At 47.0% G+C, this 23,869-nt stretch carries 26 protein-coding genes; 14 read left to right on the top strand and 12 right to left on the bottom strand.

Annotated elements, in window-relative coordinates; all coding sequences use genetic code 11:
* The 5 genes from BLV22_RS01540 to BLV22_RS01520 form a co-directional block, all read right to left on the bottom strand.
* Window positions 1-1,227 (bottom strand): MFS transporter, encoded by a 1,227-nt coding sequence (locus tag BLV22_RS01540; RefSeq protein WP_091610467.1) that lies wholly within the window; start codon window positions 1,225-1,227, stop codon window positions 1-3.
* 85 nt (window positions 1,228-1,312) lie between these two features.
* Entirely contained in the window at window positions 1,313-1,627 is a 315-nt protein-coding gene (locus BLV22_RS01535) for an ArsR/SmtB family transcription factor (protein WP_091612223.1), read from the bottom strand.
* Window positions 1,628-1,977: 350 nt separating this feature from the next.
* Window positions 1,978-2,721 carry an SDR family NAD(P)-dependent oxidoreductase gene (locus tag BLV22_RS01530; protein WP_091610466.1) on the bottom strand — a complete coding sequence of 248 codons (744 nt, stop codon included), beginning with the start codon at window positions 2,719-2,721 and terminating at the stop codon, window positions 1,978-1,980.
* Window positions 2,722-2,957: 236 nt separating this feature from the next.
* Window positions 2,958-3,323 carry a hypothetical protein gene (locus tag BLV22_RS01525; RefSeq protein WP_091610464.1) on the bottom strand — a complete coding sequence of 122 codons (366 nt, stop codon included), beginning with the start codon at window positions 3,321-3,323 and terminating at the stop codon, window positions 2,958-2,960.
* Window positions 3,324-3,596: 273 nt separating this feature from the next.
* Window positions 3,597-4,163: a hypothetical protein gene (locus BLV22_RS01520; RefSeq protein WP_091610462.1), complete on the bottom strand. Its 567-nt coding sequence runs from the start codon at window positions 4,161-4,163 to the stop codon at window positions 3,597-3,599.
* Window positions 4,164-4,825: 662 nt separating this feature from the next.
* Here BLV22_RS01520 and BLV22_RS01515 point away from each other — a divergent pair.
* The 4 genes from BLV22_RS01515 (at window position 4,826) to BLV22_RS01500 (ending at window position 7,082) form a co-directional block, all read left to right on the top strand.
* Window positions 4,826-5,326 carry an NUDIX hydrolase gene (locus BLV22_RS01515; RefSeq protein ID WP_091610461.1) on the top strand — a complete coding sequence of 167 codons (501 nt, stop codon included), beginning with the start codon at window positions 4,826-4,828 and terminating at the stop codon, window positions 5,324-5,326.
* Between the two features lie 98 nt (window positions 5,327-5,424).
* A complete protein-coding gene (locus tag BLV22_RS01510) occupies window positions 5,425-5,685 on the top strand; it encodes a hypothetical protein (RefSeq protein ID WP_091610459.1) in 261 nt (86 codons plus the stop codon).
* A 136-nt stretch (window positions 5,686-5,821) separates the two neighbouring features.
* Window positions 5,822-6,169 (top strand): DUF4260 family protein, encoded by a 348-nt coding sequence (locus tag BLV22_RS01505; RefSeq protein WP_091610458.1) that lies wholly within the window; start codon window positions 5,822-5,824, stop codon window positions 6,167-6,169.
* Window positions 6,170-6,578: 409 nt separating this feature from the next.
* On the top strand, window positions 6,579-7,082 hold the full coding sequence (locus BLV22_RS01500; RefSeq protein WP_091610456.1) for a hypothetical protein: 504 nt from the start codon (window positions 6,579-6,581) through the stop codon (window positions 7,080-7,082).
* A 309-nt stretch (window positions 7,083-7,391) separates the two neighbouring features.
* On the opposite strand, the gene BLV22_RS01495 is transcribed toward BLV22_RS01500, so the two are convergent.
* From BLV22_RS01495 to BLV22_RS01480, 4 genes are all read right to left on the bottom strand, one after another.
* Window positions 7,392-8,096, bottom strand: a complete 705-nt coding sequence (locus BLV22_RS01495; protein WP_091610455.1) for a carbonic anhydrase — start codon at window positions 8,094-8,096, stop codon at window positions 7,392-7,394.
* Between the two features lie 400 nt (window positions 8,097-8,496).
* A complete protein-coding gene (locus BLV22_RS01490) occupies window positions 8,497-9,204 on the bottom strand; it encodes a hypothetical protein (protein ID WP_091610453.1) in 708 nt (235 codons plus the stop codon).
* Between the two features lie 102 nt (window positions 9,205-9,306).
* Entirely contained in the window at window positions 9,307-9,705 is a 399-nt protein-coding gene (locus BLV22_RS01485) for a hypothetical protein (RefSeq protein ID WP_091610452.1), read from the bottom strand.
* A gap of 123 nt (window positions 9,706-9,828) precedes the next feature.
* The gene (locus BLV22_RS01480; protein ID WP_091610450.1) at window positions 9,829-10,086 is read right to left on the bottom strand and encodes a GlsB/YeaQ/YmgE family stress response membrane protein; all 258 of its coding nucleotides are present in this window, start codon (window positions 10,084-10,086) and stop codon (window positions 9,829-9,831) included.
* A gap of 999 nt (window positions 10,087-11,085) precedes the next feature.
* On the opposite strand from BLV22_RS01480, the gene BLV22_RS01470 reads away from it, so the two are divergent.
* Window positions 11,086-12,459 (top strand): glycosyltransferase family 2 protein, encoded by a 1,374-nt coding sequence (locus BLV22_RS01470; RefSeq protein WP_176967586.1) that lies wholly within the window; start codon window positions 11,086-11,088, stop codon window positions 12,457-12,459.
* 22 nt (window positions 12,460-12,481) lie between these two features.
* On the top strand, window positions 12,482-13,411 hold the full coding sequence (locus tag BLV22_RS01465; protein ID WP_091610445.1) for an LCP family glycopolymer transferase: 930 nt from the start codon (window positions 12,482-12,484) through the stop codon (window positions 13,409-13,411).
* Between the two features lie 112 nt (window positions 13,412-13,523).
* Here BLV22_RS01465 and BLV22_RS01460 read toward each other — a convergent pair whose 3' ends face one another.
* From BLV22_RS01460 to BLV22_RS01450, 3 genes are all read right to left on the bottom strand, one after another.
* Window positions 13,524-14,594: a WD40/YVTN/BNR-like repeat-containing protein gene (locus tag BLV22_RS01460; RefSeq protein WP_091610443.1), complete on the bottom strand. Its 1,071-nt coding sequence runs from the start codon at window positions 14,592-14,594 to the stop codon at window positions 13,524-13,526.
* 207 nt (window positions 14,595-14,801) lie between these two features.
* Entirely contained in the window at window positions 14,802-16,022 is a 1,221-nt protein-coding gene (locus tag BLV22_RS01455) for an MFS transporter (RefSeq protein WP_091610442.1), read from the bottom strand.
* A 46-nt stretch (window positions 16,023-16,068) separates the two neighbouring features.
* Window positions 16,069-16,662, bottom strand: coding sequence for a TetR/AcrR family transcriptional regulator (locus BLV22_RS01450; protein WP_091610440.1), 594 nt, complete (start codon window positions 16,660-16,662; stop codon window positions 16,069-16,071).
* 185 nt (window positions 16,663-16,847) lie between these two features.
* Here BLV22_RS01450 and mqo point away from each other — a divergent pair, with 185 nt between their 5' ends.
* From mqo to BLV22_RS01410, 8 genes are all read left to right on the top strand, one after another.
* Window positions 16,848-18,344, top strand: coding sequence for a malate dehydrogenase (quinone) (gene mqo, locus BLV22_RS01445; RefSeq protein ID WP_091610438.1), 1,497 nt, complete (start codon window positions 16,848-16,850; stop codon window positions 18,342-18,344).
* 486 nt (window positions 18,345-18,830) lie between these two features.
* On the top strand, window positions 18,831-19,244 hold the full coding sequence (locus tag BLV22_RS01440; RefSeq protein ID WP_091610436.1) for a hypothetical protein: 414 nt from the start codon (window positions 18,831-18,833) through the stop codon (window positions 19,242-19,244).
* Window positions 19,245-19,391: 147 nt separating this feature from the next.
* Window positions 19,392-19,616, top strand: a complete 225-nt coding sequence (locus tag BLV22_RS01435; protein WP_091610434.1) for a hypothetical protein — start codon at window positions 19,392-19,394, stop codon at window positions 19,614-19,616.
* A gap of 559 nt (window positions 19,617-20,175) precedes the next feature.
* Window positions 20,176-20,634, top strand: a complete 459-nt coding sequence (locus BLV22_RS01430) for a hypothetical protein (protein ID WP_091610432.1) — start codon at window positions 20,176-20,178, stop codon at window positions 20,632-20,634.
* A 238-nt stretch (window positions 20,635-20,872) separates the two neighbouring features.
* Window positions 20,873-21,097: a hypothetical protein gene (locus BLV22_RS01425; RefSeq protein ID WP_091610430.1), complete on the top strand. Its 225-nt coding sequence runs from the start codon at window positions 20,873-20,875 to the stop codon at window positions 21,095-21,097.
* A 99-nt stretch (window positions 21,098-21,196) separates the two neighbouring features.
* Entirely contained in the window at window positions 21,197-21,622 is a 426-nt protein-coding gene (locus BLV22_RS01420; protein WP_091610428.1) for an Hsp20/alpha crystallin family protein, read from the top strand.
* 32 nt (window positions 21,623-21,654) lie between these two features.
* On the top strand, window positions 21,655-22,560 hold the full coding sequence (locus BLV22_RS01415) for a universal stress protein (protein ID WP_091610427.1): 906 nt from the start codon (window positions 21,655-21,657) through the stop codon (window positions 22,558-22,560).
* 60 nt (window positions 22,561-22,620) lie between these two features.
* The gene (locus BLV22_RS01410) at window positions 22,621-23,475 is read left to right on the top strand and encodes a glycosyltransferase family 8 protein (RefSeq protein ID WP_091610426.1); all 855 of its coding nucleotides are present in this window, start codon (window positions 22,621-22,623) and stop codon (window positions 23,473-23,475) included.
* The last annotated feature ends 394 nt before the right edge of the window (window positions 23,476-23,869 follow it).

Raw genomic sequence — 23,869 nt, 5'->3', positions numbered from 1 at the left:
TTATTCAGACGGAATACTTTCTGTACGAGTTCGCGCTTCCTTTCTATCCAGGCCGTAGCTCAGCGAAGCCAGTCCTGCGGCTATCAGGGCGGAGAAACCGCCGGCCCACGGGAGGAACGCAATGCTTCCCGCTGCCACTACGATTCCTCCTGCCGCAGATCCTAAAGCGATTCCGACATTTACGGCGACGGGCGTCAGCGCAGACGCCAGGTCTTTCGCGGAAGGGGAATATAATTCGGCAAGATTCATCAAATACAGCTGGATGGTGGCGTTCATGGCATAAATCATGACCGCGATCAACATAATGCTGATTAATCCGGCGATGGTGGAGGCCATCGTGAAATACAGCGAAAGCAGCACTACGCTTTGAACAACGAACACGTACCTGAGCCTCGAGATACCGTTGCGGCTGGCAATTTTTCCTGCCAGCACGTTACTGAAAATCGAAAAAGCACCATAGCCGAGCAGCACGACACTCACATAGCTGCTTGGGATCGACAGCCCGTCTTCAATGATCGGCGTGATATACGTATAAATCGTATACGTGCCGGCGATACCGAAAATGGGAATGAAGAAGGCTAACAGAATCCGCGGCTGCGTAAATAGCGCGGCCTGGTCTTTGATCGAGCTTTTTTCATTTTTTATATCCTTGGGAAGCACGCCTAAACTAATCAGGAGCGCAACGACCCCGAGAAGCGCTGTCACCCAAAACGTTACCTGCCAGTTCGACAGTTGCCCGATAAACGTGCCCAGAGGCACGCCCAGCACGTTGGCGATCGTAAAACCAGCGAAAATAGAGGCAATCACCGCCGGCTTTTTGGCCGTTGGCATCGTGTCCCCTGCCACCGACATGGCGAGGGCCGTTAACACACCGCTTACCATTGCCGTAGCAATCCTTGATAACAGCAGCACCGCATACGTGCCGGCAAATGCGCTGATCACATTGCCTGCGATAAATAGAATGATCAGGACAATCATGATGTTATATTTAGGAAACCGGCTTAAAAAGGCGGTTAATACCGGGGTGCCGATCGCATACGCAATTGCGAATCCGGATACGAGCGTTCCAGCTGTGGCCAGGCGTATGCCCAGGTCGGAGGAGATTTCTGAAAGCAGCCCGACAATAACAAACTCGCTCGTTCCCATCACAAACGTCAGCAGCGTCAGCGTGAACGCCAGCACTTTTTGTTTGCGGCTCAAATGATTTTCTTGTTCATGTACACTCATTTTTTCAACCTCAATTCATTTCATTATAATTAAATATCTAGATTTTTCGATTTAATGGGCCATAAAAAAACAGAAACCTGAATGACTAGATTTCTGTTTTCAGATACTCCGCCAGCCGTTGAAGCGTGTCTTCATTGCGTCTGTAATATGTCCATTGGCCGTAGCGAACAGATTCCAGCAGCCCGGCCTTCTGCATCATATTCAGATAGTGCGACACCGTGGACTGGGAAGCCTGGACTTTCTCCTGGATATCTCCCACGCAGACGCCCCCTTCAATGCTTACCTCCTTCGGCAGATGGGCCTGCTGTTTGGGAAAATGTTTTTCAGGTTCTTTCAGCCACCAGAGAATCTTTAGTCGGGTTTCGTTCGAAAGTGCTTTAAACAGATCTATTGGCTCCATAAACAGCATTGTATTTCGAGTTAACTCGATATGTCAACCTTCGTTGTTTGGAAGGCACTGCTTTTGCTGTTTTTTGAAATCCGGGGCGACACTAACGGCCTGTAGTATAACGGCACGTAAAAGTGGTTGTTTCATTGGTTACACCACATACAATAGAAAAAGCCAACCATATAGGCTGACTTTCTCAAAATACAGTGAATAACAGTTTAGCTCAACGATATCTTTACGTTCAAAGGTGCAAACATATCAATTCTGATCCAGTTACTTCTGCAAGCTAGAAATAACCTGCTGAATGTCTCAACTCCTGCTCTCTCGTCACAAAAGCGCCCACATCCATGGTTAGTCAGGATTTAATTGGATGCCGTGACGCCTCCATCAATAACAAATTCGGCACCCGTAGAATAACTAGAGTCCTCAGAGGCCAAATATAGAATCAGCTTTGATACTTCTTCCGACTGTCCTTTTCTTTGCATTGGAATTGTTGCTACTAATTTTTCCACTAATTTTTCTGTACCTTCAACTTCAATCATTGGTGTTTGGATAACCCCTGGATGCACAGAGTTCACTCGGATACCGTATTCGGCAAACTCTAATGCAGCACTTTTCGTCATTCCCCGAACCGCAAATTTTGAAGAATCGTAAGCGACATTCCCAGCGGAACCCCGAAGGCCGTTAATAGAAGATATATTAATAATCGATCCGTTCCCTGTTTTTTTCATCGATGGAAGTACTGTCTTCATCCCCAGGAAAATAGAAACCTGATTAATATCAATCACTTTTCGATATTCCTCTTCTGAAAGATCATCAAAATTTTTCGTCACCACGACACCGGCGTTATTGACTAGAATATCAATAGGACCAAAGGCTGTCTCCGTCTCATCAATTACCCTATGCCAATCGTCCGCCTTTGTGACATCGTGTTTCATAAATTTAACATTTTCCCCAAGTTCTTTTGCCAGCGCCTCGCCTTCCTCTACAAGGATATCAGTGAAAACCACTTTTGCTCCTTCTTTCACGAATGTTCGTGCATGAGACGCCCCCTGCCCGCGGGCACCACCCGTGATCACAGCAACTTTCCCCTCTAATTTTCCCATAAGTCATCCTCCAATCTAAAATTAGATTAAAGACCTATAAACTAAATACCCATTCAATTAGGTATTTAATCTTCTTCGAGGGATTTTAAGGATGGGTTAATTTGTTTTTTTCAAAACAGCACGTACACAGGATACTAATAATACGAGTAGACTCGATACACTGTTTTAGTTTTATATCAAAAAGACCAAGTCCAAAATTCAGAGATCTTGGACTTGATCTTTTTGACTTTCACTTTCTATGAAGGGCCTTCCACTTCGTCAACGTTTTCTCCATACTGCACATGAGTAACCCCAAAAGGTTCCTGGTCATGACCATTGTAATGCACATCGAGATTGTGGAGAATACGGTGGATGCTTCGAACGGCTGTCACGCGATCCTCCTCACTGATCGACGGTTCCTGGAACACCTTACTCCAACTAGCCAAATTGCGAAGATCTTTCTGCAGATCCTCATTAGGTGATTCCGCTGCTAATGTTTCCCAGCGCTCAATTTTTTCTTCCGGCTCGGAGATTTTCTCTGGTTGAGCGAATTTTACTTTGTCATTTGCAAACCACTCCCACCGTTCATGCCGAGCTCCGACAGCCTGCTTCAATGTGTCCATGTATTGCTCCTGCCGTTCTTCTATTTGCTGCTTTTCCCGTCTTTTTTATTGGCAAGATCATCGCTTGAGCTTGGTACCTCACTATGGATAGCCGTGCCCTCTCCACTCGCCCTCGTTTCAACAAATGGCACCACAAAAAGTAACCCACGATGACGATGAGTGCTGCGGTGCCTGCAATTCCACTAATAATTACTGCTTTTATGTAACGCTCCTTTAGTTCATCATTATTAAGAACTATTTTATCAAAGCCAACTCTGCCAATATTTTTCGTTCTCATCTCTTTTTAGTAAGACGAAAATAATTTACCTGGCCAATCTTTTTTTGTTCGATGAGTTGATGCTTTTTTAACTTTTTTAAATAAGGTCGTATTTCAAAGTAAAACATATCGGTTTCGTCACTCAGCCGTTTGATGGAATACTCAAACCAGCCATGGATAATGTAGTTATGAAAACTGTTTAAATGGCGATATTCTTCCAACAGCAGATAATATATATTTTTGCTTTTGATAGGAACCGTGGCCAATATCGATTGTAAGGAGTCATCAAACCACAGGTATAAAGGATCCACTTGCCCTTTTAAACCCACCCGCTGAATCCACTTTTTTCTTCGCAGTTTGCGGAGGGCGGTTTTGATTTCTTTATCTGAATAATTAGTTCGCTCCCGAAGCCATGCAGTTGAACATTGAAACCAGTTATTACTAAACATTTCATCTCGTTCGATGGCTTGCTGATATCGACGATACAATTCATAGTGAATCAATGCTTCCCGGTAGCCAATAGTTTGAATAATGGTCTGGTCTAGGGCCTCATTTTCTTGCACTGATTCGTTCATCAGGCTCATGTTATCTCTCCTTCAAGGCTTCCAGGACTGATTCATTAGAATACAGGCAGCTCATTTTTTTAATAGATGCAGAAAGCCGCTTCGTCCGAGTGAAAACGCATTACTTTTATGGTTTAAGAAAAAATGTGTTCTGTTTTAAGTGATTGTTTTATAGCCCTGGTAAAATGTGCTTAATTAAATGTCCGAAGTTTAGTTTTTAAGACAAATCTTTTCTCTCTACCTCTGTTAACAGTGCCAAAAGTATATGATATTTATATATATACTGTCTTTATATCTATCGTATCTTAATACAAAATTTCTGAAAACCATGACTATGAAGATATTACGAATATGTGGTCTAATTTTTATAAATCAGCATACTTATCAGATTTTTTTCAACATGCTCTCTATGTTTCTATAAAGAAAGAGGTGTAGCATCGTAAGTCCCCCTTGTTTAAATATAGATGGCTCTGAATAGAAACAATAGAGCCGCCTCATTTTATGTAAACCATGTTTCCAGCTATTGAATTTACTTTTCTTTCCCTCTATGATACTTTTTTACAATAAATAGAAAAAGCGAATAATTCGCTTTTTCTCGGAGCACGAAGTAGCAGACAAACTTCGGAATTTGCAGCACGACCAACAAATGTATCGTCACTAACTAATAAACGGAGGCAGTTATCATGGATGAGGAGCAGGCACAGGGTGAGCACGTCATTTCGGATCATCGGGGCAGAAAGTACATTACGTTAGACGAACCGGATGGTGTCGTTGTTCTGGCCAAAAAAGAAGATGCTTTTCTTCTTATCAGACAATACCGTCCAGCAGTCGATGCTGTTGTTGTGCAGCTGCCAGGCGGTGGTGTGGAACCTGGTGAAACACTCGTTCAAGCTGCCCGGAGAGAACTGGCTGAAGAAACAGGATACACATGTGGAGACTTAAGTTATTTAGGGACGATGCTTCCGGCCTCCTGGCGGAGTAACGACAGCACCCATATTTTCTTTACCGATAACCTAAATGTCCAACAGGAGCAGCAGCTCGAAGACCACGAAAACATTCAGGTTTATGTTCTTCCCATTACCGAATGTATACATAAAGTCAAAAACAATACGTTTTCTGACGGAGAATTAAGCTTTGCGCTTTTTCAGGCCCATCTCCACGGATACCTGCCCATCTATGGCTAACGATGGCGACTATCGAACGATGCCTTTATGTCCGTATATGTAAACAACACCGGCTCTTCAAACAATGTAGACGCGACGGTGAGAAAGAGGAAGCTGTCATGTTAATGTTAACGCTGATGTTTATCCCATTTACCTTCATCGGACTTGTTTTTCTTATTCGAAACGCTACGGCCATCTCTTCCCTGTCTCTATTACGCATCGTTCTTCTGGGGGCGGCGGCTGTCGCCTGCTACATCTATACCCTCTGGTTCAGCTCCAGCTTTACCGCTTTCTTTTTGAGCTTTCAGGTGGCTATTATTTTAAATGCCCTGTTTATGCTTGCCAGCATATTAACAAATAAAGAAAAAAACCGACGTTAACACAATGATAGTAATTAGCAGTCTTCGGTATGCATTTAAATTTTCAAGTGATTCAACAATTGGCTGTTCGAACAAATCGTTATATGATTAGTTTATCTTCATTAAATTAAAGAGAAATAATAAGGAGACAACGAGCATGAATCAAAGGTTAATTAAAGCAGAAGGCTTTATGTTTGCTGTCCTGGCAGCCGTGTTGTATTTTTCCAATGGCTACTCCTGGCTTCTCTTCCTTCTGCTGCTTTTTTTGCCCGACGTCTCCATGATCGGGTATGCGGTCAGTTCAAAGACAGGCGCTTATGTCTATAACGCCGCTCATACTTATATTCTCCCCCTTTTACTTTTACTCTCAGGTTACCTCCTTTCTATTGAATGGCCGGTGCTCATCAGTTTCATCTGGATCGTTCATATTGGCCTGGACCGGATGCTCGGCTTCGGCCTGAAGTATACTTCCGACTTTAAGGATACCCACATTCAAAAGCTATAGCTGTTTTTGCCAGTTCCTGAGAGAAGCATCTCTAAATCAAATACGAGAGCGAGTGGCCTTATTGGCATTCCATATCGTCAGTATCCTTTTCATGACCCGGGGAACTTCATTCGGCCTCCTTCCATATCTACGACAGTTCTTTCAGCACTCTCACCTACAGTTTCAGCCGGACAGGAACCTGTAAAAAAATAAATACCTGCTGCTTAAAACTTCTGCTTCTTATACCGTTTCAATTTTCTTCCAAATACCCAAAAATGAAATTCACTTGCATCTTCATGACATGTATCATCGGGGGGAAGAATTATTCATGCCCTGCCCCCCCCCCCGCAGACTTGCTGTATATCAAAAACCTTGCAGAGAAGAATATAATACTTTCTCTTTGGAGCAATCAAGAAGGAGAGAATCCGCCATGCTGTTAACGTATTCCCGCCCTTTATGGGGTGCTTCGACGAAGCCCCTTTCCGTGTACGATCGTGAAGCAGAAGTCGGATCGATGCACCGCTGGTTTCATGAACAGAATGACCGTCCTTCCCGAAGCTCCGTTCACGACGTTAATATCGTCATGGAAGCAGCCGATCGTTACGCCATCGTCCAGCAAGCATTCGACAAAGGACACACCTGGCACGTTTTCCAAAACCATATGCACATTGCAGATATGACAAGCCTGCACTCATCTAAACATAAATACGCGGTGACACTCTCTGGCATGAACCACCTGCCGGAGGTGACTATTCAGCTGCAGTGGAACGGCCAGGGTCATATTTATGTGAAAGACGAGTGCGTGGGAGAAACCAAGCGTACAGGTTTTCTTTGGAAGGCAGCGGTGGAAACGCGCACGGAGCAAATAGCTGTGGGGATTTCGCCAGCTCTCCTTGCCGCCATGGTTTATGCCTTTTGGAGTGGGCATTCGTAAATTTTTCAAACGCATTATGTAAATTCACACTGACTACTATTCTGCAGGTAAGGGTCTTGTAGCATTTTGATAAAAATAATATGTATATAAAAACAGGGCCCGGAGATTGTTCCCGGACCCTTCTTGGTAGCAGCCAATTCCTGCTTCACTCGCGTTTTAACTAAACTTCTCTCTTCGCCAATTACGCGTTATCCAATTTCATCATGATTTGCTAGTACAGGCCAAGCTTTTCGCCAACCCTTAAGTCATCAGAATCAGCTATTGTCGTTTTCTTATTTCGCGTGCTTCAAAGTACTGAAATAACATGTATCAGTCTTTTAATACTTCTCTACCGTTAAGCGGCTGCACCGGCCGGTGGTTGTCAGCATAGATTTGCTGAAAATCTGCTAATTGATCACTTGAAACAGCTGCGGGCTCCTCGAAAACGATCCAGTTTACACCTTCTGTACACGGAGGGGTCGTTAACGAGCCTTCGTATTGAAAGTTCGTTTCGGAGAATGGCAGCAGTTTTTCCAGATTGAGGCGGTTATCGGCAGAAGCCGGGGCTTCTGTTTCGCTTGACGGCATTTTGTCCCAGAACGAGGAAGGAAAAGCACCGCCGCCTTCCTGAAGCATAAACGCGGTCACGACGATTTCGCCTTCCGCACTTTCATGCACGAGGTGGATCTCCATATCTTCGTATTCCCCGTCGATTTGGTGTTCACTTGGCGCATGAAAATGAAATTGGGAAAGCGTATATTCCTCTTCTTCATAGGTTAATGTATTTTTGGAGTTTTCGGGTTCGGCCAATATGGTGTGCCCGTCGTTTTTAATGGTGAAACTGGTTGGCCTGTAATTCATCTGTACATCAGCACTGCCCCGTTTTGTTTCTGCTTCCCGCAGGTTTACGGGCGATTGGCTTTCTCCATTGGTGCACGTAGTATATTCAGCGTCCAGGCTTCCCCAGTGCGCCGGCCCCGTGCTTCCCTGATAGGACCATTCGGACTTTTTTTCAGGAACAGGAGCTTTTTCCATGTCTGCAGGAAAAGAGGGAATCGTACTTACAGCCGCCAGCACGACCGAGTAAATAAAAGATACAGCGATACGGCATCATTCCTTATCAAAATATAGTAAAACGAAAACGTGGAGGGCTGCCAGGTTTTTGGCTGCTTGTGGGGCCGGACTCCGGAGCATCCTCTCTGTATCATTAAATTTTTCCTTTTACAGTAATTTCCAAACGCTAGGTAAGAAGGCTTTTGGGATCCTCCGTCAATACTCCTGTTTTCTCCCCCGGCACGGAAAAACGCCTAAATGAACAGCTGGTTCATATTTACTCGGACACTACTTCGATAGAAGCATAAAAAATGCGGGCAGTGTATTCCACTGGAATAGCCGCCCGCATTTTTCTTATGCATTATACTGTTATTACTGCGCCTCATAAGCTTAACCATGTGGTTAACGCAATGATCACAACAGCGTAGATGGAAGCGGATCCTAAAAAAGTGTACAAATGCGTGTTTCGTTCAGTAGGCATCTCCTTACTGATGACGTTGAAAATCATGGCACCGGACGTAAAGGCGATCATGGAATCCACGTACAAATTGCTCGGCGGGCCGATAGAGCCAATGATGATGCCAAGCAGCGTAGCGCCTGCCAGAATAAACCGGCCCGCTTTTATATGAAGACGGTGATTTTCGAGCCATAAATTATAGGAGACGCCGATGAAGTGAAGCCCGATCGCCAGGCCATAGAACGCAGCTTCAATAGTCGCTACATCAGATGAGAAAACGATATACGAGACCATAAACGTATATGCAGCGAAAAACCCGACTTCGACGAGGTAAAAACGGGTGTCTTCCCCCTCGTTTCGCCGTTTATCCGCCAGTTTATAAATCGTGAAATACACTAGCAGCCCAAATAACCCCAGCACGTACAGCTCCGCTTGAATGGCATTGTCCCCTCCAAGCTGATTTTGCTCGTTATGCAGGGTTGGAAGAATATAAACAAATACGTAAGCAATGGCCACCCCTCCACAAAGAGAAAGCCACGTAGAAGCGGAAAGACTCGTGGATGAAATTACGTGCGTGGCGAAAAGCTGGATCAGGATGAACCCGATCCCGATGATAACAGAATCAATCGTCATGGCCGCATCGCCCTCTTCCCTGAATAGAATAAACCCAGGCATCACGCCAACACGTGCACGCCTGGGTTTATTTCACCTTGAAATATGAAACAGAAACGACTATTAAACCACGTGCCGAAACACGTTCAAATATTTTTCGAAAACGTCTTTACTCAATTCCTGATGGAATCGCGTGCTTATTAGTGCTGCCTGTCCTTCCGGCACTTCCAGCACATCAAAACGCTCTCCGTTTTTTCCTTCTGTCTCGTCGGACACCAGCACTTCAATCTTTGGAGACTCAACATGCTTGCGAAACAGCAGCTCCACCGGTCCTACCTCAAGCACCGATCCAGCTTCTTCATCTCCCGTCAGCCGTACGTTAGCACCGACTTTTGTCTGGATTTGCTTTTGCATCCCGCTGACCAGGTCAGCAATAAAAGCAGCACCTTCGTTAACAATCGTTTGTTCATCTGTAGAACCGTACTTTTCCGCTACTTTGTCTGTGAATGTATCTATTTTCATAAATTTTCTCCTTTCGGGCAGCTTTTGATGCATTTTTCAAAACTGCTTTATTTGCTTTTCAACAAAAGAAGGAAGCTGCCTGTATTAAAGACAGCTTTCTTCCGGTCGTACCCTTTCTTTTCTTTATTTCTTCCTCCTGATGGACCGAGCAATAAAACTTACGATCAATACGAGAATAACGGCACCAATAAGGGCAGGAATAATCGCGAAGCCGCCAATGGCTGGCCCCCAGCTGCCGAGAAGCGCCGTTCCTAAACTGGCCCCGATAAAGCCGGCGATAATATTACCAATAATACCAAATGGCACGTCGCGGCCCGTAAGTGTGCCTGCAGCCCAGCCAATCAAACCGCCGATAATAAGACTCCAAATAAACGATAGCATAACCTTCATCTCCCTGGTGATTGATTCTTATTCTTCTAACGTTCTTTTTCTGCTATTTCCTGCATGTGGCTTCCTCAAACGTTGCTCCCTGCTTATGCCGGCAGCCTCGCTCCAGCACATTTGTACTTATGCTACTGGCTTTTAGTTTTGTTAACCTGTGCTGGATTAATCAATAGAAGCGACGCGAATACGCCGTACAAAATCACTGCTGCTATTTCCATTTTTATGCTTCCTCTCTTTCTTTGATCTCATCATATTTTTAACGCCTCAAACGAAAAACCGATAAAGAATGATTTTTCCCGTAATAACTAACCGCATTCTGTTTAACGCAGGCTCCGTTGGAAGCATCTTTTCAGTATGCTCCCAATAAAAAAAGCCAGAAAAAGGAACGAAGTCCTTTTTCCGGCTTATGTACTGGCTTTTATATCCATTCATTTCCGCCGACCATTTAATTTTTAAAACAGTAAAAGCTGTTGTAATTTTTGCGTTATAGAATAAATTTACCCGCCTAAGCTTTAGGTAAAACATGCCGTGCGTTCAATAACCAATCATTATTTGTCCAGCCGCTATAGCTTTTTTCTCTATTCTTATATCGCCGGAGAATTTGCGATTCCACCGCTGCCCACTCTGCTGGTGTTACATAAAGGCCGTGGCTCCGAGCGATCCATTCTTACGTCGAAATATAAAACTGCCTGTATCAATATATTTGATACAAAGGCCGCTAGAGGAAGCCTCCAATAAACATACTCCCCCCGTTAAAGCTTATGCTTATTTTTTCTTTCTGCAGCGCCTGCTACTTTTTTCATTTTTTACCTTTTAATGCTGAGAATTGAAAACGTTCCAATTGCTTTCATAACAGGTTTTTTTGCTTATGTTCTTTCTTTTTATAAGCTTCCATTTCCCTTTGCTCTGAGCTCTTCCCTCGCTTTCTTCAGAAAATTCCGGTCTTTATTTCAAACCCCGTCCCCGTATAATGAGAAATGAAGGAGGTTCATCAATTTGCAATTATTTTTTATAATCTTTTTTTGTCTGTGTTTATTTTTCCCTGTGCTTCACCTGTTCCACTGCCTTCCCTGGTTCCGGGAAACGGATGAACGACAGCCGGCTGTCCCAGGCGTCCAGACAGGCATCAGCATTATTATTCCCTCCTACAATGAGGCCGGCATCATCCGTACCTCCATTCAAAGCATGACGGCATTGGATGCGGAAAAAGCCGAAGTTCTCTACATCGATGACGGCTCCCGGGACGATACTTTTGGGCTGTTGAACGAGGAGCTGGATCTGCACCTTTGGGAGAAAAAAGCCCTTGGTTTTCTTCCTCATCAGCCCGTGGAAGGGGTGTACCGGTCGTCGCTGCATCCGAACATCTACGTCATCCGAAAAAGGAACGGCGGGAAAGCGGACGCGCTGAACGCCGGTATTGAATACGCCGCAGAAGAGGTTGTGGTGACGCTGGATGCTGATACGGTTCTCACCCCGGAGGCGCTGCCCGTCATCAACAACAAATTTTCCGATCCTGATGTGGTCGCCGCAGGCGGCATGGTACACGTCCTGCAGACCAAAACCGCCTCGCCATTACGGAAGCTCACCCTCGCAGGCACCAGCATGCTGCTCCGAGTCCAAATGCTCGATTTTCTGAAGGCATTCTACGTCACCAAGCTGTCGCTCGCCCGTTTTCAGGCGCTCGCGATTATTTCAGGCGCTTTTGGTATTTTTCGTAAAGACGCCCTGCTCGATGTCGGGGGGTACCGCTCCTCGGTGGGAGAGGATATCGATATTACCCTGAAGATCCACCGCTATATCGGCAGGCAGAAAAACAAAAAGGTTTTATTGCTGACGGAGGCGATCAGTTATACCGAGCTGCCGGAAACGTGGAAGGACCTGTTTAAGCAGCGGATCCGGTGGCAGAAATCCTACATGGACTGCCTCGTGCACTTTCGTACGTTTTTTGCCCGGACGCTCGTCACAAAGGCGGTATCCTTTTTCTATATTATTGAGTCCTTAGTCGTTGGCATTTTAGCTGCTTACGTTACCGCCGGCTTCTTTGTCGCCAATGCGTTCCTGAACATGGCGTTTGTCTTTGTAGGCTTTATCGTCGTCTATATGAGCTACATATTCGTGTTTAATTTCATTTATAATATGCTGGCCCTCCGCCAGGTGAACCACTACGGGTTTACGTTTAGCAAAGGCGACCGCCTCCGCCTGCTTGCGACCATTGTCTTTGACGTATTCGTGCACCGGTTTATCACGATGTATTTTGTCATGTATGGAAGCATCGCTTATTTTTTCAACAAAGACTGGAAAAAAGTCTCCCGCACGGGAAACCATTACGACCTGCAGGCGGCACCGACTGAATCCAGAAAGAAATATTAAATACAAAGGGGCGGCCTGAGAAATGAAATGGAAAAAAATCGTATTAATCATCGGCACCAGCCTCGGCGTCATGCTGGTGGTCGCCGGCAGCTACGGGTGGAACCTGGTTGCCACCACTTTTACGGCCATCCAGGAAGACGTAGACCGGGCGGAATCCGAAAACCGGCTCGACACGATTAATTTTGACGAGGGAGATCCCTTTTCCGTCCTATTGATGGGCGTGGACGAATCCGGGGGCGCGGATGACCCCAACCAGCGGACGGATGCGCTCGTGCTTTTGACGGTCAATCCGGACACGAAATCCACCCAGATGGTAAGCATCCCCCGGGACACCTACACAACCATTGCCGGGGAGGGGGAAAAGGATAAAATCAATCACGCCTATGCATTTGGCGGGAAGGATGAAACGATCCACACCGTTGAACAGTTTTTGGATGTGCCTGTCGACTACTTTTTCCAGGCGGATATGGCCGGCTTTGAAGACATGGTCGACACCATCAATGGCGTCAGCGTCGAAAACTCATTCGCCTTCACGTATAAAGGCACCCATTTCGCCGAAGGCTCCCAGGAATTAAACGGCGAAGAAGCCCTGAAGTATGCACGCATGCGCAAAGACGACCCGCGTGGAGACCTTGGACGCCAGGAACGGCAGCGCGACCTTCTTCTTGGCATGATGGATAAAGGCACCGACATCTCTTCTGTCCCGAAAATCAAAAGCATTCTCACCGTTGTTGAAGACCATGTGCGCACCAATTTCCAGCTGAAGGATGTTTGGACCGTCCAATCAAACTATCAGCCCGCCTTCGACCAGGTGAAGCAGCATGAAATTGAAGGGGAAGACGGCGAAATGGACGACACGTATTATTACATGCCGGATACTGCGCAGGTGCAGGAATTGTCTGACCGGTTAAACCATCACCTGGAAATTGAACAAACTGACCAGGAAGCATAAGTGCATGCCTCTCTCCTTCCTGGCCGGTAACAATCGGGACGCCCCCTGCTAAGCAGAACGCTCCCGATTGTTTTGTATTTTAAACGTTCATTCAAAGAACATATTTGTATCGTTATTTTGAACTCGCCACAAAGCACGACGGGTGCTGGTGCTTATAGGCATCCTTCCAGGCTATATTGATAGGCTTCCATATTTCCTCCCCGTCCGTACGGAGGAAAAAGATGCCGTGGTTATTGAGCGCGTAAAAAATGCTGGCGTCCTCCGGGTCCTGGGTTAAGACGTGCGTAAAGGAGCCTGCCGGAAGCCCCCGGGACATTTCACGAAAAGGAGCTTCCCCCTGCTTCCGGTAAATGGCGGAGCTGGCGGCGCCGGAGGAGTGCGCTTCCCGCGGACCCTTGGAGGCGGAAACGAATCGGTCGTCCGCATCCGCTGCATTCAGCACCATATTATAAAGATACGGATGCTTCTCCAGTCCTTCGCTCTGATAATGCCAGTGCCGTCCGCCATCCTTACTTTCTGCATACGAATGCGAAGCATTCATAAAGCCGTCCCCGCAGGCCGCGTACAAACGGCCGGGAGCCGATGGATGGGCCAGCAGGGTATGCACATCTCTCGGGCTGTGCTCCGGCCGGTCCTGCCAGGTGCTTCCGTCATCCTCTGAAAAAAGCACTGCTCCGTACTCAATGGATACAGCTATATGATCCGGGTTCCCGTAGCCCGGCGCGACCCAGCGGACGTGATGCGTGTGGGGACGTGGCGGAAACTGCCATTCCGGTCTGGAGGCCATATGCTGGATGCCGGTCCACTCATGCCAGTGCTTTCCTCCGTCTTCCGAGTAATACACCGCCGAAGGCTCGGTGCCGGCATAAACAATGTGCGATTCCTTCCCCTTTTTCACCGGATGGGTGCCGACAAACGTGATGTAAGGCGAAGGGATACCGTTGTCGCCCGCCGGTTCAAAATACAATTGCGGCTTCCCCAGTGCGTGCCAGTTTTCCCCCGCGTCCTCGCTTTTCCATAGCCCATGCCCATACGTGGCACAGTAAACAATAGAAGCATCGGAAGGATCCACCGCCACCCGGACAGGCTGGGTCCCTTTAAGCTTTGTCTGTGTCCGCCACCCCTCCCCACTCTGCGTCAGTACAAGCAGTTCATTTTCCATGCCAGCGTATAATATCCTCATGCTTTTCACCCTCTCTAAATTGTAGTGATCTATGTATGCCGTTAATGGTCTCTTCCCGTTTTTTCCCAAGGAAATGTCTCTCAACCCGATAGAGCCCGGCTGATTTGTGGTTTGCAGCAGTCTTTCTGGAATGAAAAAAGCCTTCCGGGCTCCTCTGTCAGGGGAGCGGAAGGCTTAGGCAGCGTTTCAACTTTTTCGGCATTGGCCCTAATCGGTCTGACGGAACTCGGGGCTCAGCCAAAGCAGCAGACCGGTCAGCACCATCCCGGTGACGGACGTGTACATGAGCACCGTCTGAATTGAAATTGAGGCCGCGACCAGAAACGAAATGAGCGCAAAGGCAATAGGCTCAAAGCCGCTGGATGCAAAGTTCACGAGGCTCATCACCCGGCCGAGTTTGTTGTTGTCGGTTTTTTCCTGAATCATGGTAATCGTCGGCAGGTATACAAGCATCCCCGCCCCTCCCATCAGCGTGATAACAATAACCAGCACAGGCAGCGCCTCCACCTGGCTGAACACAAGCAGGAGAAAAAAGCTTACCCCGAGGGCACCTAACACCCACCGGCCCCGTCGCTGCTTCAGTGACCATGTAACCAGCAGCACGCTCAACAGAAAGGTGCCGGTCGAAAATCCTCCTTCCAATAAGCTCAGCTGCCACGGAGCGCCTCCCAGTGCGCTGATGAGCATCGGAATGCTGATCAGAAGCGGTCCGATCATCAACAGATTAATCGTAATAATCACCATCGTCCCGGACCGGTGGATGCCTGACCGCCGCACGTAGGCGAGGCCCTCCTTCAGATCCATCCACGCGGTAGGACGCCCGCTTCTCGCTTCCGGGACCGGGTCCTTTAAAAACGGCGGATAAATCAGAATAGTTGACAGCGCGATCAACACAGCCGCCGCGGAAAACGCAAAGGCAAAGCCGCCAAAGGTTAGCAGCAGCCCCGCCCCCACCGGGCCGATAATAAACATCAGCTCCGTGGAGCCCTGATACCAGGAATTGGCCTGCTGTAATTGATGGACCGGGATAATACTCGGAATCATGGCCGAAGCCGCCGGAAAAAAGAAGGCATCCAGAAAGCCAAAGACAAACGCCAGAATAATCAAAGAAGTCGTCTGCAGGGCGTCCTGCTGCACGAGCACCACCAGAACGACCATTACGACCACCTGCAGCGCATTCGTCGTAAACATGATACGTGATTTTTGGATTTTATCCGCGAGCACCCCGCCATATATCATCATCGCGACACGCGGAATGGCAATCGTCATCATCACGACCCCGAGAATGGCCGGCTGCTGCATTTCATCGACGACGAACCAGGAAACGGAGAGAAAGAAAATCGAAAAGCCAAGCATCACCGTCATGCCCGACAGCCATACGAGCACAAACGTTTTATTTTTTAGTAATGAAGTCCATGAATCAGCCATCTGTGCCCTCCTGTAAATCTATGCTGCTTCCGTCTTTCATGTATAGTCAAAAAGCCCGGATCCCCCGCCAGAATATCTGCCATATCCGGTCAATGTGGGTCCGGATTTGTTGTTTATTAAAATCGTAATAACGGGTGTCAAAGTCGATGCCGCTCAGCAGGGTTAAATAGGTTTCCGTAATAAGTTCATTGGCAAGCGACGGCTCCACCGCACCTTCGTCCTTGCCCCGCTGAACGACCGCTTCAATATGCTGGTCCGCAGCACTGCCGTGATACGCCATCAGCTCCTGCATTGGAGATGCCAGCTCCGGCGGCGGAAAAAATAGAAACCGGTAATAAAACTGACTGATCGTGTATTCATCGTAATACACCTCAGCGAGCCGGTATAATAATGTTTTCAGCTGAAGCTCAGCTGTTTCTGCTGCCGCCGCTTTCAGCTCACTGCGCACGATCCGGTTGTATTCAAGGACTGCTTTTTTGACCGTAGCCAGAAATAAAGCTTCCTTATTTGCAAAATGAGCATACAACGACGGCTTTTGGATTCCTATCCGCTGGGCAATCGCCGAAAGTGTTGTCCCTTCGTAGCCCCACTCGGTGAACAGCTCCAGACTCGTATGAATAATACGCTCGCGCGTTTCCATTAAATCATCACCTTTTCTGCATTCATTGCCTACCTAACGTTAGGTAAATTTAACATATACACTTCTTTTGTGCCAGCCATCTGTGCACCGCCTTTAGATTATGTTATGATAAATACCAAGTCATCAGATGACCATATTACTTAACGCAAACGCTTACAATTATGCTTTTTTAAGGAGGAAAACCCATGAACAATAATAACACTACGACAGACGTAATTCTTGTTGGCGCCGGCATCGTGAGTGCAACGCTCGCCACACTTCTGAAAAAGCTGGAGCCCGAGTGGCACATCACCCTGTTCGAAAAGCTCGACTCCGCGGGACAGGAAAGTTCGAACGAGTGGAACAACGCCGGCACCGGGCACGCGGCTCTCTGCGAGCTCAACTACACCCCCGAACAGCCGGACGGCTCCCTCAAAACCAGCCGGGCGGTTGAAATTAATGAACAATTCCAGATCTCGAGGCAGCTCTGGGCATACCTGGTGGACCAGGGCGACCTTCAACGTCCGGAAGAATTTATCCGTCCCCTCCCTCACATCAGCTTTGTTTACGGGGAGGATCACGTGAACTTTCTGAAGAAGCGGTTTGAGGCCCTCGACGGCCATCCCCAGTTTCAGGGCATGGAATTTTCCGAGGATCCCGAACAAATCAGGCAGTGGATTCCGTTAATGATGGAGGGCCGCGACTCCGACGAGCCGATAGCGGCCACGAAGGTCGACCACGGCACCGATATTAACTTCGGGGAACTGACGCGCCAAATGCTCGCCAACCTGGAAAAGCAGGATAATGTAGAGATCCGCTACAATCATTCCGTCAACGATATTACCCAGCGAAAAGACGGCACGTGGGAAGTAAACGTGCGAAACCATGAAAAGGAAACGCTCGAAGAACATACGGCGTCCTTCGCCTTTATCGGCGCCGGTGGCGGGGCCCTGCCGCTGCTGCAAAAAACCAGGATTCCCGAAAGCAGGCATATCGGCGGCTTCCCGATCAGCGGCGAATTTCTCGTCTGCGACAATCCGGAGGTTGTCCAAAAACACCATTCCAAGGTGTACGGTAAAGAACCGGAAGGCACTCCGCCGATGACGGTCCCTCACCTGGACCGGCGCCATATTGAAGGAAAGGATACGCTCCTGTACGGCCCGTTCGCCGGGTTCACGCCCAAGTTTTTGAAACAGGGATCAGCGCTGGATCTGTTCGGTTCAGTCAAGCCGACGAACGTGCTGACGATGCTTGCAGCCGGGGCGAAGAATACACCGCTGCTCAAGTATCTCGCCCAGCAGCTGAGCATGACCAAGGACAACCGGATGGAGGAGCTGCGCAATTTCGTGCCGAATGCGTCCAGTGAGGACTGGGAGCTTCTCGTCGCCGGCCAGCGCGTTCAGCTGATTGAGGATACCGAAGAAGGCGGCCGGGGCGCCCTGCAGTTTGGCACCAAGCTGATTCATGCAGAGGACCGTACGATGGCGGCCCTGCTCGGCGAATCGCCGGGCGCTTCCGTGTCCGTGTCGATCATGCTCGAAGTTCTGAACAAATGCTTCCCGGACCACCTGGAAGCGTGGGAGCCGAAGCTGAAGGAAATCCTTCCGTCCTACGGCAAGTCCCTCGAAGACAACCCTGAGCTGCTTGACATGGTGCATGATTCCACCTCGCGCACCCTCAGGCTGACGGCACCGAAAGTATAAGAAAAACCCTTCATTTCAATAGAAGGACGATAGAAAGGAAGCATCAGCGTGCCAATCAGACGCTTGGTGCTTCCTTTTTTGATGCGTAAATTTTCAGCTTTGGCCTTTTTTTCCGGGCGAAGGATTATTACACAACATTAAATATCTTTTAATCTGCTGATATTTTTTACTGCCATCTTTTTCCTTCAACCTGCTTGTTTCCCAACAATATACACCTGAATACTTTAAAGTAGTAAATTTTTAATATTTATTTCTTGTGCATATTTAGTCGGGGATTTTTCTATAGAGCCTTTATATTCATGTAATTCCCTATATCATACGTATAATTGAGGATATAAATGATTTAAGACCCATTCTTATTATCACGATTAAGATATTCAAGAAATATTTTTATATTTTTCCTGAGTTTCTGCCTGTATCGATATTTAGTCTAAGTGGACAATTTCCCCCTACTGCTAATACTCGAACGAGCAAAGGAGACTAATAATGAATTACGAAATGAAGCATGCTGCTTTTGAAGAGATGTCTCAGGCAGCCCACGGTCGAATTCCGCCTGAGCCAGAAGCTCTCACAAAACTCGCCAATCAAAGCAGGGAGGTTGCTGTGATTCTTCCCTTCTATATGTATTATTTCCATCCTCATGAATGGACGGAATATACGCTTGCTGCCGACGACCCTCTTCCCTCCGCCTTGAATCATGGTGCCCACATTGCCCTCGATGCCCCCACTCTTCGTGCCGACGATCAAATCAAACGATTTTTCTACATGGCAGCTTCCAGTACTTCTATTCCCGGAGACTATCAGACAGCGATGTCTGTGCCGGATTGGACCTATTATTTATTCCGGAAATATTATCAGCTGCATGAACAAGCCCGCATTTCGAACACCGTGCCGAAGTAAAGAACGCCCATACCGGATGATTAGCCAAAATCAGCAACAAATCTACAATCGCTATTTTTTCATGCCAGTTAAAAACGCACCTTACATTTCTCCATTTAAATTCAAAAACTTATTTGCCCAAGCATTTGTGCAAAAAGGAGTATTGCTATGAAGGTCGTTTATATCAATAAACAGTCCCGGAGCATCCAGACTTTTGAAGAAACAGAGGGCAGAATTCTCCATTGTTTAGTTGAAACAACTTTAGCCGGCACCATTGTTTCTGTATGGCACCGGCAGCGTCTATCAGATTCTTATGTCCACAATCGTTTTTATATTCCCGGAAATCAAGACACCCTGACGCTTGGGGCCAGAACTTATTTTCTTTATGGATGATCAGCATTTTGCTGCTGATCATTTATTCAGACGCCTCCCGAAACTGCTGCGCCCCAAGGCCTCTCTTTAATCTTCAATCTCATAATACGAACCTGCATCCATTTGGATAAATTCCTCTTTTACTTTGATCGGAATCGAAATTTCTTTTACTCCCACACGCTATACAAATTCATTTACTTTATTTTCCTTCTGGCATGATTATTACACCAAACATTTATCTTTGTGGAGCCGGTGCTGTTTTTCACTCCCAGCAGTCTCCATCAACGTGCTCGTTTACTGAAAATGCGTATAACTGCTTTAAAGCAATAAATTAATAAAATAATTATTTTATATGCATAATTAGTCGCGGATTTTCCTTTCCGTGTCTTATTACTCATGAAATTACCTATTTTAAGAGTATAATCAAATAGTAAGTGATCAAAGACCTAATCCTATTATCTTGTTTCAGACTATTCAATCAATGCATGTTAACTTTTCATTTCTAACCTGTATTGGTGGTTAATCATAATGGCCGCTGTTCCCTTTCTGTTAATACTCAAATGGGCAAAGGAGACTAATAATGAAATATGAAATGAAGCATGCGGTTTTCGAAGAGATGTTTCAGGCCACAGATGGTCGAATTCCGACAGAAACAGAAGCTTTGATAAAATCCGCTCATCAAAGTAAAGAGGTTGCTTTGATTCTTCCTTTTTACATGTACTGCTTCCATCCTCATGAATGGAAGGAATATACGCTTGTTACCGATGATCCTCTTCTTTCCACCTTAAACTACGCCGCCCACATTGCGCTGGACGCCCCCACCCTTTATGCCGACAAACAAATCAAACGTTTTTTTTACGGTGCTGCTTCCCTAACCTCTGCTCCCGAGAGTCACCAGACAGCGATGCCCCTCGAAGACTGGACCTATTATTTATTTCGAAAATACCATCGACTGTATGAGCGAACACGTTTTTTCGAAACTCGTGTCGAAGTGAAAGACTGCCATCCTAAAGAGTGGCTGGTCAAAATCACCAAATAAGCGTTAAAGGAATGAGGGCTCCACCGGATATCCCGAAAAGCCATTACCGGACACTTTTGAACTGAAACCCAGCTTCTTGGCTGCCTCCAATACCAGGCTGCGGCGTCCGCTCCGTCAAAAGGCCAAAGTTCGCCGGGGCGCCCTAATACTGAAGAAGAGCTGTTTTCGCCGCTCATGTTACAGGAGTTTGTTTCAGGCCAGAGACATTCCAAAATATATATTAGAAAAGAGGCACGCCATGAAAAGATTCATTGACCGCCTGCACGAAGCCGCACGCAGCTATTCTTTAGTGGATTTTGGCGTCCTGAAACTATGCTTATTTACTATTGGTGTGTGGACTGGTGTTTCTTACGCACGGGTCATTCGTCCCAAAATGCGCGTGGTGCAGATAACCGCTCTTGCTTCTTATTTCTACCTCCTATATACCACAATTCGCAAAATGTGTACTGACGCTGAAAAATGAAATGAAGTTCGTTTATATCAATCGGCATTTTCAGGGCATTCAAACTCCCAGTGAAGCTGACGGAGAAGCCATTCGTTTTAAAAAAAGGAGGAACCATTCATGAAATTATTACCTTTTCGCAAAAGAGACAATCTATTTCCGGAGGCGTGGGAACACCTCGGAGAACCGAATTTTCTTTTTGAGGATTTTCCATATCCGCAGGTGGATGTGGAAGATAAAGACGACCACTACTTGTTTGAAGTCGAACTCCCCGGGTTTTCCAAGCAGGATCTGACCGTCACCTTTGCCGACGGCTATTTAGAGATCAGCGGGGAAAAGGAACACGAACTGGACACCCAGAACGACCGCAAACGGTATATTCGAAAAGAACGTACGTATGGTTCCTTCCGGCGCCGCTTTTATATTGGAGAAGTGGAAAAACAGCACATTAAAAGCTCGTTCGCCCACGGCTTATTAACGATAAACGTTCCCAAACCAGCGGAGGTCCAGTTTAAAACAAACAATCATATTATTCCGATTGATTAATAATGAATGATTGAAGAAAGGAACGAAGCACTATGCCCCTTCCTTATCGGCGTATACTCGTGGCACTCGATGGCTCTGAAGAAGCGTCCGCCGCCTTAACGAGAGGCATTGAGCTCGCCCTGGCATACGACAGTGTGCTCGCGGTATGCCACGTCATTAATCATGAGTACCTCAAGGAACTCCATAAGCAGTCTCCGGATGTGATGCTTGAGGCGTTAAAACAACAGGGAAGCGACATCGTCCATCAAGGCAAAGAGCAGGCAGAAAAAGCCGGACTCGGGGACGTACGTGTTTTTCTGAAAGAAGGCCTTCCCAAAATGATGATTCCGGAGGAAATCGCCGAGCAGTTTCAGGCAGATCTTATTATTGCCGGAGGCTCCGGCGCCGGTACCTTTGAAAGAAAACTATTTGGCACTGTTTCTGCCGGTATCGTCCGACGGGCGCCGTGTGATGTCTGGATTATCAAAAACAGCGACCCCACAGCACTTTATCGATCGATTTTGATTGCCGTGGACGGGTCCGAAACCGCCACAAGTGCCTTTTACGCCGGACTGAATATGGCCAAAAGGCATCACAGCCAGGCCCAGGTCTCCTATGTATTAAATACCCCGTCGCTGTCTTCCGTCGAGCCTTATTCCAAAGACATCATAAGCATTTACAAAAAGCGGGCCGGCGAACTGCTCGACAGGTACCGCACCTTAAGCGAAGCCGAAAAGCCGGTGCTGGAATCCATTCAATTTTCTGTTGAGCACGGGGCGCCGAAAACAATAATTCCCGCCAGTGCCGCCAAAAAATATCACGTTGACCTGATTGTCACCGGAGCTTCAGGCATCAGCCGTGCCCGGAGGCTCATCCTCGGCAGTGTTTCTGAGGAGACTGTGCGAAAAGCCCATTGCGATGTCCTGGTGGTACGGAACCAACACCGTCCCCTGCCGTAAGTATCGGGGGCGGCGCATGGCTTCCAGGCTTCTTTATATTGTTTTCATGAAAGGAGCAATATGAACAGCACTCAAAAGTACGTTATCGCTTCCATCGCCGACAATCATTACGGGGAATGTTTAAGCGTCATGATCACCTCTCTTCTTCATCACACTGCCCGTGCTGCCGACATTTCATTTTGTATTATCGATACTGGACTTTCTGAGAAAAACAAAAGCTACCTGCAGCAAATAGCGGACTATTTTCACTCAGAGATTCATCTTATTGCTGTGGAAGACTTGTCCCTGCCCCATATTTACTGGTCTGCTCCCGAACATGCACGTCACTTATCTGCTGTCGATTACTGCCGTTTACTGCTTCCCTACGTCGTGGATCCTTCAGCGGAACGGCTTCTGTACATTGATGCAGATACAGTGGTCCGGGAAGACGTGACTTCTCTCTGGGAAGAACACCCGGACGATTTTTTAGTGGCAGCAACCGATTATATTGACGAACCGCCCCGGACTCCTATAGAAAGTATTCCTAAAAAATACAAATATTTTAACACCGGCGTGCTCATGATCAATGCACCAAAGTGGAGAGAAGAACGCCTGTCTGACACTCTTTTTTCGTATATAAAAAGGCACAAACAAAATAAAATCCCTACTCTTGAATACGCCCTGAATGCTTTGCTTTTCAACAAACAGCACCCTCTCCATCCCAAATGGAATACGACAACTGACATGTTCACAGAACCGCTTCCCGCAGACGCTTCCGGCCAGCAGATTATAGAAGCGATCCGCTCTCCCGCTATCGCTCATTTTAATGGGCCGGTTAAGCCCTGGCATTCCTATTGTCCCCACCCGTACAAATACGAATACGAGTATTACCGGCACTGGTGGATGTCCATGCTGACTCTCTCCCTGCCGCAGTGAGAACCGGAACCTCACTTTTTCTTAATTACATTAGAACACTGCAATGACAAACATCTATAGCTTTATGACCGAAAAAAAGCCAAAAAGCTGTTTTTCAGGGCATTCCTTTCCACGGGAAGGAATGACTTTTTTATGCTTTGAAAGGAGCGATCCATCGTGAATTCCACCGTTTTTGGATATGCCATTTATGGAAGAGAAATCGTAATAGGCACACCGGTCAGTCTCTCTAAATACCGGGAGGGCCACTGGGTAGCCACCCACAATAATAAGGAGCGGTTGTTCCAAAGCATATATCCATTCGCTACAGCCGGCTTGGCCGTTCATTTTCTCTCAGAAGCGCAGCATCTTTTTCCTTCCTGGAAAAGTTATTGCACTCAGGGCTCCCGTGCCCAAA

The sequence above is a fragment of the Marinococcus luteus genome (genome assembly GCF_900106595.1).
In the GTDB taxonomy this organism is placed as follows: domain Bacteria; phylum Bacillota; class Bacilli; order Bacillales; family Marinococcaceae; genus Marinococcus; species Marinococcus luteus.
Note: the sequence above shows the minus strand (reverse complement) of the source record. Positions and strands in the feature narration are given on the sequence as shown.